The sequence below is a fragment of the Allobosea sp. BE125 genome, assembly GCF_031456075.1.
Lineage (GTDB): Bacteria > Pseudomonadota > Alphaproteobacteria > Rhizobiales > Beijerinckiaceae > Allobosea.
This window is the reverse complement of record NZ_JAVDTY010000002.1, coordinates 358,750-370,421: the sequence shown is the minus strand read 5'-3', so window position 1 is coordinate 370,421 and position 11,672 is coordinate 358,750. Positions and strand designations below refer to the sequence as shown.

Here is an 11,672-nt window from a genome sequence, read left to right as displayed (position 1 = left end):
CAATGGGCAAGCTTTGCGACGTCTCCATCCGCGGGGTCGAGATCTCCTTCGGCGCGGTGCGCGTGCTGGACAAGCTCGATCTCGATGTGGCGCAATCGGAGTTCATCGTCCTGCTCGGCCCCTCCGGCTGCGGGAAGTCGACGCTGTTGAACGCGGTTGCAGGTCTCATCGACGTGCAGGCCGGGCAGATCTGGATCGGCGGCAAGAACGTCACCTGGGAGGAGCCGAAGGACCGTGGCATCGCCATGGTGTTCCAGTCCTATGCGCTCTATCCGCGCATGACCGTGCGCGGCAACATGTCCTTCGGGCTCAAGGTCGCCGGCATGCCGAAGCCCGAGATCGAGCGGCGGGTCAACGCTGCCGCCGCGACGCTGCAGATCACCGAATTGCTCGATCGCCGCCCGGCCGAGCTTTCGGGCGGCCAGCGCCAGCGCGTCGCCATCGGCCGCGCTTTGGTGCGCGATGCCGGGGTCTATCTGTTCGACGAGCCGCTCTCCAATCTCGACGCCCAGCTTCGCGCCGAATTGCGGGTCGAGATCAAGCGCCTGCACCAGCGTCTGGCGGCGACGATGATCTACGTCACTCACGACCAGATCGAGGCGCTGACGCTGGCCGACCGCATCGCGGTGATGAAGGATCGGGTGATCCAGCAACTGGGCACGCCCAACGAGATCTACCGCCGGCCGGCGAACCGCTTCGTGGCCTCCTTCGTCGGCTCGCCGGCGATGAACTTCCTGCCCGGCGCCTTCGCGGTGAAGGAGGGCGCGCCCTGTTTCCTGAGCGAGGGCATCGCCATCCCGCTGGACGGCTACGCGTTCGAGGCCCCGCCGCAGGACGGCACGCCTGTCGAGCTCGGCATCCGCCCCGAGCATGTCGAGGCCGGTGGCGGGGTTCCCGCAAAAATCGAGATGATCGAACCGATGGGCAGCGATCAGCTCGCATGGCTGCGGGTCGGCGGCCATCCGCTCTCGATGCGCCTGCCGGCGGAGGCCTGCACCGTCGCAGGCGAGGCGATGCAGCTCAGGCTGCCGGCCGACAAACTCAACCTGTTCGATGCCGCCACCGGCCGGCGTCTCTGATCCCCTGCACAACCGAAAGGACACCTCATGACGCCGCTCGATGGTCTTTCGTTCCAGCTCTACTCGGCCAGGATGCTCGAACCGCTGGAGACGCAGTTCGAGCTGTTGGCCGGCCTCGGCTATCGCAAGGTCGAGCCGTTCGGCGGGCTTCTGAATGAGCCGGACAGGCTGAAGGGGCTGCTGGAGCGCCACGGCATCGCGGCGCCGACAGCGCATGTCGGCCTGGACCGCCTGCGGGCGGACCCGGTGGCGACGGTCAAGCTCTGCCGCGATCTCGGCGTCGGCACGATTTACGCTCCCGCACCGCCGCTCGGCGAGCGCGAGGGCGGCGAGGCCGAATGGAAGGCGATCGGCCAGGAGCTCAACCGGATCGGCAAGGTCGTTACCGGCGAGGGGCTGACCTTCGGCTGGCACAACCATCATTGGGAATATGGCAGGGCGGCGGATGGCCGGCGCTTCCTCGACATCATGCTTCAGGAGGCGCCCGACATTCTCTGGGAGGCGGATCTCGCCTGGATCGTGCGCGGCGGGGCCGATCCCGCGACCGAGGTCAGGCGCTATGCCGGCCGTGTCAAAGCCGTCCATGTCAAGGACATCGCCCCAGTCGGCCAACGCCTGGACGAGGACGGCTGGGCCGACCCCGGCCATGGGGTGCTCGATTGGGGAAAGCTCCTGCCGGTGCTGCAGGAGATCGGCGTGACGCTGTTCGTCGCCGAGCACGACAAGCCCAACGATGTCGCGCGCTTTGCCCGGCGCGCCTTCGCCACCGTCTCATCCTGGCGCTGAGGAGCAAGGCATGACCGAACTTGGTGTCGGAATCGTCGGTTGCGGAGTCATTTCAACCATCTACATGCAGAACCTCGCGCTGTTTCGAGGCGTGCGCCTCGTCGCCTGCGCCGATCTTCTGGCGGAAAGCGCGCGCGCCCAGGCTGAGAAATTCGGCATCCGGGCACTTACGATCGACGAATTGCTGCGTGATCCGGAGGTCGATCTCGTCGTCAATCTGACGACGCCGAACGCCCATTTCGCGGTGAGCCATGCCGCGCTCACGGCAGGCAAGCATGTCTTCTCGGAAAAGCCGCTCTGCGTCTCGGCCGAGGATGGCTTGCGGCTCGTGCAAGAGGCCGATCGCCGCGGACTGAAGCTCGGCTGCGCGCCCGACACCTTTCTCGGTGCGGGTGGGCGGCTCGCCCGGGAGACGATCGACAGCGGCAAGGTCGGGCGCGTCCTGGCGGGCTCCTGCTTCCTGATGTCCCACGGCATGGAGCATTGGCACCCGAATCCGGAGTTCTTCTTCAAGCCGGGCGGCGGGCCGATCCTCGACATCGGGCCCTATTATCTCGGCGCGCTGTGCAACCTGCTCGGGTCGATCGAGAGCGTGCAGGCCCGCGCCTCGACCGGCTTCGCGGAGCGGGTGGTCACAGCTGCGGGAGCGCGCAAAGGCGACCGCATCACGGTCGAGACGCCGACGACCGTGATGGCGCTGCTGCATTTCGCGGAAGGCGCCGACATCGTGCTGTCGATGAGCTGGGACGTGTGGAAGCACGGCCATCCACCGATCGAGCTTTACGGCACCGAGGGCTCGCTGCGCGTGCCCGATCCGAATTTCTTCGGCGGCACGGTCGAGATCACCGCGCGCGGCGAGGACTGGCAGGTGCTCGATTCCGCTGACCGGCTCTATGGCAAGCCGAATTGGCGCTCGCCGAACTGGCCCGCCAGCGCACCCGACCGGGCGAATTACCGCTGCCTCGGCATCGCCGAGCTGGCAAGCGCCGTCCTGCACGGAACGCCGCATCGCGCCTCGGGCGCTTTCGCGGCCCATGTGCTGGAAGCGATGCATGCGATCCTGCGGGCCGGCGAGCATGGCGGCACGATCGCAGTGGAGTCGCGCATAGAGCGGCCCGCGCCACTCTCCGATGCGGAGGCGGCATCCTATTGGCGCGCTGCGGCGGGCTGAGCAGGGTCCGGAATTCGTCGCCTATTCCTCGGGGGCGGACGCCCCGGAGGCCAGTTCGGGACCGGCTGGAGAGCTGGTCTGCAGCATCAACCAGAGACGCTGGACGCAGGAGAGATCGATGCCCGCTACGATGAAAGGACCGGCGCTCTTCCTGGCGCAGTTCGCCGGCGACGCTGCGCCGTTCAACAGTTTCGACGGGATCTGCGGCTGGGCGGCCGGGCTCGGCTATAAGGGCGTCCAGATCCCGACCTTCGATGCCCGCCTGTTCGATCTCGATAAGGCGGCGGGCTCGCAGGTCTATTGCGACGAGGTGGCTGGCATCGCGGCAAGCCATGGCCTCGCGATCACCGAGCTTTCGACCCATCTCCAGGGGCAGCTCGTCGCCGTCCATCCCGCCTATGACGAGGCCTTCGACGGCTTCGCCCCAGCGGCCCTCAGGGGCAAGCCGCAGGCTCGCCAGGCCTGGGCCGTCGACCAGCTCATGAAGGCGGCGCAAGCCTCGCGCCGGCTCGGACTCAGCGGCAGCGTCAGCTTCACCGGGGCGCTGGCCTGGCCCTTCCTCTATCCTTGGCCGCAGCGCGCGCCGGGGCTGATCGAGACCGCCTTCGACGAACTCGGCCGGCGCTGGCGGCCGATTCTCGACGCCTATGAGGAGGCCGGTGTCGATCTCTGCTACGAGATCCATCCCGGCGAGGATGTCTTCGACGGCGCGACCTTCGAGATGTTCCTGGAGCGCGTCGGCAACCACCCGCGCTGCGCGATCAATTACGACCCGTCGCATTTCCTGCTGCAGCAGCTGGATTATCTCGCCTTCATCGACATCTATGCCGAGCGCATCCGCGCCTTCCACGTCAAGGATGCGGAGTTCAATCCGAGCGGCCGGCAGGGCGTCTATTCCGGCTTCCAGCCCTGGCTCAACCGCGCCGGCCGCTTCCGCTCGCTAGGCGACGGGCAGGTCGATTTCAAGGCGATCTTCTCCAGGCTCGCCGCGATCGGCTATGATCGCTGGGCGGTGCTGGAATGGGAGTGCTGCCTGAAGCATCCCGAGGACGGCGCACGCGAGGGCGCAGCCTTCATCGCCGACCAGATCATCCGCGTCACCGACAAGGCGTTCGACGATTTCGCTGGCGCCGGCAGCGACGATGCGCAGCTACGCCGTATGCTGGGCCTGACCTGAACGAGGAGATGCCGTGATGGCCGAGCCACGCATTCGACTGGGGATGGTAGGGGGCGGCGAAGGCGCGTTCATCGGCGCCGTCCACCGTATCGCCGCCCGCCTCGACGACCGCTATGAATTGGTTGCGGGCGCGCTTTCCGCCTCGCCCGACAAGGCGCGGCGTTCGGCCGAGGCGGTCGGGCTTCCGCTGGAGCGCTCCTATCCCGACTATCGCAGCATGGCCCGAGCCGAGGCCGCGCGCCCCGACGGCATCGAGGCGGTCGCGATCGTCACGCCCAACCATATGCATGCGCCGGTGGCCGAGGCCTTTCTCGAAGCCGGCCTGCATGTGATCTGCGACAAGCCGCTGACCGCGACATTGGCGGAGGCGCGCCGGCTGCGCGACAAGGCGCGGGCAAGCGGTTTGATCTTCGCGGTCACCTACAACTATTCGGGCTATGCGCTGGTCCGCCATGCCCGCGCCATGGTGCAGGCGGGCGAGCTCGGGGCGATCCGGGTCGTGCAGGTGGAATATCCGCAGGACTGGCTCGCCGGGCCGCTCGAGGCGACCGGCCAGAAGCAGGCGGAATGGCGCACAGATCCAGCGCGTTCGGGAGCTGGCGGCTGCGTCGGCGATATCGGCACCCATGCCTATCAATTGGCGCATTTCGTCACCGGCATGGCTCCCGAGCAGATCCTGGCCGAATTGACCAGCTTCGTGCCGGGACGCCGGCTCGACGACAACGCCCAGATCCTGCTGCGTTACGGCAATGGCGCGCGCGGTGCGCTCTGGGCAAGCCAGGTCGCGCCGGGCAGCGACAACGGCCTGCGGTTGCGGGTTTTTGGCGAGAAGGGCGGCCTCGAATGGTCTCAGGAGGAGCCTAACCAGCTCCTCTGGTCTCCACTCGGGGAGGCGCCGCGCCTTGTCCGTCGGGGCACGGCGGCCGTGAATGCCGCCGGACAGCGGGTCAGCCGCATTCCCTCGGGCCATCCGGAAGGCTATCTGGAGGCCTTCGCGACGATCTATGCGGAGGTGGCCGAGGCGATCCTCGCCAGGCGCAAAGCCGCGCCGCTCGATCCGATGGTCAGCTTCCCGACGATCGAGGACGGTTTCGCCGGGGTCGCGATGGTCGATGCCGCGCTGCGCTCCCATGCTGCGGGCGGGCTCTGGGTGACGGCGGAGCCGTGAGGGCTGCCGCTTTGTTTTAGCGGGCTGAGGAGGGTTGCGCGGGATGGTCGCGACAGCCGTTCAGGAACAGGTTGACCGCGGCGGTGACGCGCTCGCGCAGCACTTTCTCCGATGTCGCGGCCTCGCCCTCTAAAGCCAGAACCCGGGCCGGCCCCTCGATCACGACGTACAGAAACTGCTCGGCCAGGAAGTTGGCGTCTGCCGACTTTAGCTGGCCGTCACGCATGGCGTTGGAGAAGATCCCGGCGATCAGCCCTCGCGAGCGGACGCCGCTCTCGCGATAGGCGAGGGCGAGTTCTGGAAATTGATGCGCCTCGGAGGCGATGAGCCGGTAGAGCGCAAGCGCGGCGGGTCCGAAGGCACGCCTGGACAAATCGACGCCGATCCGGATCAAGGTCGCATTGATTGGGCCCGCGCGATCCACCTCTCCAGCGGTGAGCTTGGGGAGGTCGTTCATCCCCTTGCGGACGACGGCGGCGAACAGGGCCTCTTTGGAGGCGAAGCGGGCATAGAAGGTCTGTTTCGAGATCCGGGCTTTCGCCACGATCAGGTCGACGCTCGTCGCCTCGAAATTGGCCTCCAGGAAGAGCTGCGTCGCCACCTCGACGATGTGCTCGGTGATGAGCCCGGCCTGTTCTTTCGTCGGCCGCCCGCTGCGTTTTGGCGCGCTTTTATCCGGATCGGTCTTGGCGACATCCATCTGGATTTTTTCTCCGAACCGTCTCCGTGGCGTCCGTCGGCCTGATTGGTCAGCGACAGCCCACGGCTCCGATCGTTCGATGCCCCGCATATAGGCTTGCAGCGGCCTAAGGTAGCGTGTAAATAGTACGATATAGTTTGATTAATGACGCGGGGCCATTCCAGCGCGGCAGCTCTTCGCGGGTTGCCGGCTCCTTTCGTCTTTCGTGTCGCCAAGGAGCTCAAGACCCCACCGAATGGCCGCTGCGATGCGTCAGACTCTGTCGCGTACCAGTCCACTTTCCCCCTTTACCGCTTCCATAGATCCAAACAGGAGTTTGAAATGCCCATGAATTCGCAGGCGAACCGCCTGGCGATGCTGATGCTCTGTGCCTCCCTGGCGGGATGCGCCGGCGTGCAGCCGGTGCCTTATTCCGAGGTCGCCTCGTCGGCCCATCTGGCGCCAAACCCGTCCGACAGCTCCGGACGCGTGCCGTATCGCTATTCCTCCGGAGCGGATTGGCGCGGCTACAACAAGGTCATCATCGAGCCGGTCGTGGTCTATCGGGGACGCGACCAGCAGTTCGGCGACATGTCGGAGGCCGACAAGGCGTCGCTGGCGAGCTACATGCAGCGGCGTTTCACGGAGAGGCTGAGTGGCCGTTTCGCGCTGACCAACCAGAACGCACCCAACACGCTGCGGGTGAGGGTGACATTGACGGGCGCGGTGACCAACACCCCAGTTCTCGGCACCTTCTCGCGCCTCGACGTTGCAGGCGCCGTCTATAATGGCGTGCAGACCGTCCGCGACGGCGAGGGTTCGCTGACTGGCTCGGTCATCTATGCCGTCGAGATCTTCGACGCCCCGAGCTCGCGCCTGCTCAGCGCCTTCGTCTCCAAGCAGTATCCGAGCGCCTACGACATCAAGGCCAGCGTCGGAGCGCTGACCGCCGCCGAAGTCGGGATCGACAGGGGCGCGGATGCGCTGATGACGCAATTGCGGTGATGAGAGGCCGTTAGGGCCTCCAGGCTGTGAAGGCGCCGGATGCCCTTGCCCGGTCCATGCCGGACGGCGAGGGCATCCAATCGAGCGCGGCGACCGCTGGCGCGGCTTGAGCCGCACGCCGCCGCCGGCTTCCATCAGATGCCGGCGCCGTATTGCAGGGTCTCGTCGAGCTTGCCGTAGATCCCGCGCCAATAGAGCAGGGCGCCCTCCGTCTCGGCTTCGCGGATGGCCTTGACGCGGCCGATCAGGATCGTGTGCGAGTGTCGCTCGATCGCCTCCTCGGTCTCGCAGTCGAGGATGGCGAGCGCCCCTTCCAGCACGGGAGCGCCCGTGACCAGTTGGGTCCAATCGCCCTCTCCGAAGCGTTCGTCGCCCTTGAACCCGCCCCGGCCGGCGAAGCGGTCGGCGATCGACTGATGCCGGGCGGCCAGCACATTGATGGCGAAATGGCCGGCACGCTCGATCGTCGGCCAAGCCGATGCCGTTCTGTTGACGCAGACGATCACGGCTGGCGGCTCGGCCGACAGGGCCGTCAGGGAGGTTGCGGTCAAACCCGCGCGGGCGCCGCCATGCGAGGCTGTCACGATGCTGACGGCGCCGGCGACGTTGCGCATCACGGATTTGAACGCCACGGCTTCGATATCGGCTGGCCTGAAGCCGCTGACCTGCTGATTCATGGAAACTGCCCGGGAAGGATGGGGAAGGGCGCGCGGAACCGTGGCGCACCCGAACGGACAGTCAGGCTAGGGTCTTGGTCGAAAATTGTCTATAGATACGCTAGACAAAATCTCACATGAGTTGCCGCGCTCTAGAGTGCGAGCTGCCCCGCCGGCTCCCCATGGTGCCCACGGGACCGCAGCACCAGATCGGCGATGGTGGTGTTGTCGATGACCGAGGCCATGGCGTCGCGAACCTCGCTCATCACCGAGCGGACCGCGCAGGTTTCGATGTCGCCGCAATCCTCGCAGGCGCGGAAGGCCGAACGGCTCGCGCAGGCGATGGGGGCGATAGGGCCTTCCAGGGCGCGAATGACGGCGCCCACCTTGATCGCCCGTGCGGGTTTCGCCAATGCGTAGCCGCCGCCTGGTCCCTTCTTGCTGCGCAGCATGCCGGCGTTGCGCAAATCGAGCAGGATCGCGTCGAGGAATTTCTTCGAGATGTTGTTCGTCTGCGCGATGTGGGCGACCTGTGCGGTTTCGCCTGCTTCCAGCTTGGCCAGGTGGATGATCGCCTTGATGCCGTATTTGCCTTTGTTGGTGAGCATCGCGCCAATCCCCGTTTATGCTCTTATTTGTACATGGCCTATCTCAATTTCTATGGCTGCATCAACAGAATTTTCTCGTTTGATCGGCGCCGGCGCGGCGCGCGTGTCGATCCTGCGAGGTTGCGGAGATCAAAATTCCGGAGCGGGCTCCCCGCTTGAGGATCGCACTGTCGCGTCGAGCACCACGCCGACCGGCCCCACAGCGATATGTGCTCCAGGGGCCGGTGCTCTCAGGTGAGCAAGCCGGCGAACGCCGCGCAGCCTTGCTTCAGCGCAGGACGAAGCCGAGCCCGGCGAGCGCGTCCCGGATCCGGTCGCGTCCACTCAGCGATTGCGGCCCTGCGACGCGGTTGAGCGCCTGCCGCGACCAGGGCATCTGGGGAATGCCCTGTTCATCCTGGAAGCCCTGGATGGCGGCGTCATAGGCATCGACCGCCGTCGCTTCATAGCCCGCGCCATAGGTCTCCTGGTGCAGGACGAGCGAAGGCGCGAGCCTGGGCTTGATGCCGGAGACGACCTGAGGATCGGGGTAGCCGAGGCAAAGCCCGAAGACAGGCAGCACCTTCGGCGGCAGGTTCAATTCGGCCGCGACCCGTTCCGGGTCGTTGCGCAGGGCACCGATATAGACCGTGCCGAGGCCCAGGCTTTCGGCGGCGATGACGGCGTTCTGGGCGGCGAGCGCTGCGTCGATGATGCCGACAAAGAGGGTTTCGAGATAGTCGAGCGCCTCGACCTGATGCTGCCGATCCTCGCCGAGCGCATTCAACCGGTTGAGGTCGGCGAGCCAGACCAGCAGCACTGGAGCCTGCAGGATATGCTTCTGGCCGCCAGTGACTTCGGCGAGGCGCGTCTTTCTGGCGGGATCGCTGACCGCGACGACGCTCCAGCTCTGCAGGTTGGACGAGCTCGCCGCCGACTGGGCCGCCGCGACCAGCGTCTCGATCGTGCCCGCGGGCAAGGGATCAGGCTTGTAGGCGCGGATGGAGCGATGGGCGAGCAGCGTTGCCAGCACGTCGTTCCAGTCGCGCGGCGAGGCCGAGCCGTCTGTCCGGTAGCGCGCCGTAATCAGGGCGTCCGGGCCATCCTGCGCAGTCGCCTCGGAGAGTGTCGCGGGTTTCGGCAGCGGGGCGGCGGCTTGGTGGGTCAAGGTCTGGAGCTCCGGAAAGAGGGAGGCGAAGATGAGAAGCGAGATCGGCATATGCGGCAGTGCCCGCATTGGGAGGGATTGAGGGACCCCGAGCCTGACCAGGGATCGTGCCCTGGTCAATGGAATGTTCTTTTTAAAGAACTCGCGGATCCCAAGTGCATCTCTCTCAAGGCGCGCTCTTGAGGGAAGGTTTTTTGCCTCGGCCTTTTCCCGGTCTGGAGATCGTCATGAAATGCGCCCCAGTCCCGAAGTGCTGATCTTCTCCAAAGTGCGTTCGATTTAAAATACGGTTCTCTTGACCTTCTCGACCTCGGCCGCCCATCGTCGGGGGACAGGCCGGCGCGGTGCATCGGCAGAGTTGAGGCCGAGGCGCGGCAGCACGCAACGAGGTTTCCCATGTCCAGTTCCGACCGCCAGCTGACGTTGAACCTGTTCATCTATCCGGGCGGCCACCATGAAGCGGCCTGGCGCTACAAGGAATCCGAGCCCAAGCGGGTGCTCGATATCAGCTATTATCAGGAGCTTGCTCGGCGTGCCGAGGCTGCGAAGTTCGATGCGATCTTCTTCGCCGACGGTCCGTCCCTGCCCGAGAATGTGCGCTATTCCTCGCGGCTGCGCTTCGAGCCGATCACCTGGCTCGCGGCGATCGCGGCCGCCACCAGCCGGATCGGACTGATCGCGACGGCTTCGACCACCTATACCGAGCCCTATAATCTTGCGCGGCTCTTCGCTTCGCTCGACCATATCAGCCATGGCAGGGCGGGCTGGAACATCGTCACCACCAGCGACGCCGGAGCCGCGCAGAATTTCGGCCTGCCCGAGCATCCCCCGCATGCCGACCGCTATGAGACGGCGCGTGAATTCCTCGAGGTCGTGACCAAGCTCTGGGACAGCTGGGAGGACGATGCGCTGGTCGCCGACGCGCAGAGCGGCGTCTTCGCCGACAGCGACAAGGTTCATCGCATCGATCATGCCGGCAAGCACTACAAGGTGCGCGGGCCACTCAACGTCGCCCGCACGCCGCAAGGCAGGCCGGTCTATGTCCAGGCCGGTTCCTCCGAGGATGGCCGCTCCTTCGCCGCCCAGCATGCCGAGGCGATCTTCACGGCGCATCAGACGCTGGCGAGCGCGCAGGGCTTCTACGCCGACATCAAGAAGCGCGCCGCCGCGCTGGGCCGCCGGCCCGAGCACATCCGCGTGCTGCCCGGCATCAGCCCTTATCTCGGCTCGACGCAGGCCGAGGCGGACCGGCTGGAAGAGGAGATCAACGCGCTGATCCAGCCGGCGGCCTCGCTGGAGCAGCTCAAGCGCATGATCGGCCTCGATCTCTCCGGCTTCGATCTCGACGGGCCGTTCCCGCGCCATCTCGTCGATACCAACGGCCCGAAGGGCGTCGCCAGCCGCTTCCAGCTCGTCATCGATATCGTCGACCGGGAGAAGCCGACCATCCGCCAATTGATCAAGCGATTGGCCGGCGGGCGGGGCCACTGGGTTCTCGTCGGCACGCCAGAGCGGGTCGCCAACGAAATTCAGACATGGTTCGAGCAGGGTGCGGCCGACGGCTTCAATGTGATGCCGCCCTGGCTCACCGGCGGCTTCGACGCCTTCGTCGACGAGGTCCTGCCGATCCTGCGCAAGCGCGGCTTGGTCCGCGAGGATTATACGGGCGAGACGCTGCGCGACCATTATGGCCTGCCGCGGCTGGAAAGCGGCTATGCGCTGGCGCGGCGCAGGAGCGCCTGACAGGGCGACGACTTGCCGTGGACTGAGGCCGTGGCGTTCCGGCTGGAAGGCGAAGCGGGATTTATCGAGTCAATTCAAAGCGATGGATGCTTTTCTTGATCAGGCATATTCGGGCCTGCGCGGCGTGAAGACGTCGAGATTGATCACGGGCTCGTCGCCGACGACCTCGCCCCAATGCTCGACATTGGCCGGCACGACCAGGAGGGAGCCCGGCCCCAGGAGATGTTCCTCGCCGCCGACGACGAAGCGAATCGTGCCGCTGACGATATAGGCGATCTGCTCATGGGGATGGCTGTGGGGTTTTGGCTCATGGCCCGGCATCAACCGGTGCAGCGCCAATGTCGCGGCGCTGCCCGAAAAGGCCTTGCGCTCGACGCCCGGGCGCACCGGCGTCCAGGGGAGCTGGCTCCAGTCGATCTTGTGGATGTCCATGGCTTGTCTCCTGTCGTGACA

12 protein-coding genes are annotated in these 11,672 nt (G+C 66.1%); 7 read left to right on the top strand and 5 right to left on the bottom strand.

What is annotated here, in order from left to right:
* The first annotated feature begins 2 nt into the window (after nucleotides 1–2).
* From J2Y55_RS07060 to J2Y55_RS07040, 5 genes are all read left to right on the top strand, one after another.
* Complete coding sequence (locus tag J2Y55_RS07060) at nucleotides 3–1,079, top strand: ABC transporter ATP-binding protein (RefSeq protein WP_310149778.1); 1,077 nt, start codon at nucleotides 3–5, stop codon at nucleotides 1,077–1,079.
* 27 nt (nucleotides 1,080–1,106) lie between these two features.
* Nucleotides 1,107–1,865 (top strand): sugar phosphate isomerase/epimerase family protein, encoded by a 759-nt coding sequence (locus J2Y55_RS07055; protein WP_310149774.1) that lies wholly within the window; start codon nucleotides 1,107–1,109, stop codon nucleotides 1,863–1,865.
* Between the two features lie 10 nt (nucleotides 1,866–1,875).
* Nucleotides 1,876–3,036, top strand: a complete 1,161-nt coding sequence (locus tag J2Y55_RS07050; protein WP_310149771.1) for a Gfo/Idh/MocA family protein — start codon at nucleotides 1,876–1,878, stop codon at nucleotides 3,034–3,036.
* Between the two features lie 118 nt (nucleotides 3,037–3,154).
* Complete coding sequence (locus J2Y55_RS07045) at nucleotides 3,155–4,213, top strand: sugar phosphate isomerase/epimerase family protein (protein ID WP_310149767.1); 1,059 nt, start codon at nucleotides 3,155–3,157, stop codon at nucleotides 4,211–4,213.
* A gap of 16 nt (nucleotides 4,214–4,229) precedes the next feature.
* Nucleotides 4,230–5,381: a Gfo/Idh/MocA family protein gene (locus J2Y55_RS07040; protein ID WP_310149764.1), complete on the top strand. Its 1,152-nt coding sequence runs from the start codon at nucleotides 4,230–4,232 to the stop codon at nucleotides 5,379–5,381.
* 16 nt (nucleotides 5,382–5,397) lie between these two features.
* On the opposite strand, the gene J2Y55_RS07035 is transcribed toward J2Y55_RS07040, so the two are convergent.
* Entirely contained in the window at nucleotides 5,398–6,081 is a 684-nt protein-coding gene (locus J2Y55_RS07035) for a TetR/AcrR family transcriptional regulator (protein WP_310149761.1), read from the bottom strand.
* A gap of 321 nt (nucleotides 6,082–6,402) precedes the next feature.
* Between J2Y55_RS07035 and J2Y55_RS07030 the strand changes: the two genes are divergently transcribed.
* A complete protein-coding gene (locus J2Y55_RS07030) occupies nucleotides 6,403–7,065 on the top strand; it encodes a DUF3313 domain-containing protein (protein WP_310149758.1) in 663 nt (220 codons plus the stop codon).
* A 134-nt stretch (nucleotides 7,066–7,199) separates the two neighbouring features.
* On the opposite strand, the gene J2Y55_RS07025 is transcribed toward J2Y55_RS07030, so the two are convergent.
* The 3 genes from J2Y55_RS07025 to J2Y55_RS07015 all read right to left on the bottom strand — a co-directional run bounded on the left by J2Y55_RS07025 (nucleotide 7,200) and on the right by J2Y55_RS07015 (nucleotide 9,452).
* On the bottom strand, nucleotides 7,200–7,742 hold the full coding sequence (locus tag J2Y55_RS07025) for a flavin reductase family protein (protein WP_310149756.1): 543 nt from the start codon (nucleotides 7,740–7,742) through the stop codon (nucleotides 7,200–7,202).
* A gap of 131 nt (nucleotides 7,743–7,873) precedes the next feature.
* Nucleotides 7,874–8,329, bottom strand: a complete 456-nt coding sequence (locus tag J2Y55_RS07020) for an RrF2 family transcriptional regulator (protein ID WP_310149754.1) — start codon at nucleotides 8,327–8,329, stop codon at nucleotides 7,874–7,876.
* A 268-nt stretch (nucleotides 8,330–8,597) separates the two neighbouring features.
* A complete protein-coding gene (locus J2Y55_RS07015; protein ID WP_404978858.1) occupies nucleotides 8,598–9,452 on the bottom strand; it encodes an NADPH-dependent oxidoreductase in 855 nt (284 codons plus the stop codon).
* A gap of 420 nt (nucleotides 9,453–9,872) precedes the next feature.
* Between J2Y55_RS07015 and J2Y55_RS07010 the strand changes: the two genes are divergently transcribed.
* Complete coding sequence (locus J2Y55_RS07010) at nucleotides 9,873–11,219, top strand: LLM class flavin-dependent oxidoreductase (protein ID WP_310149747.1); 1,347 nt, start codon at nucleotides 9,873–9,875, stop codon at nucleotides 11,217–11,219.
* Nucleotides 11,220–11,318: 99 nt separating this feature from the next.
* On the opposite strand, the gene J2Y55_RS07005 is transcribed toward J2Y55_RS07010, so the two are convergent.
* Nucleotides 11,319–11,651, bottom strand: a complete 333-nt coding sequence (locus J2Y55_RS07005; RefSeq protein WP_092166171.1) for a cupin domain-containing protein — start codon at nucleotides 11,649–11,651, stop codon at nucleotides 11,319–11,321.
* Between the last annotated feature and the right edge of the window lie 21 nt (nucleotides 11,652–11,672).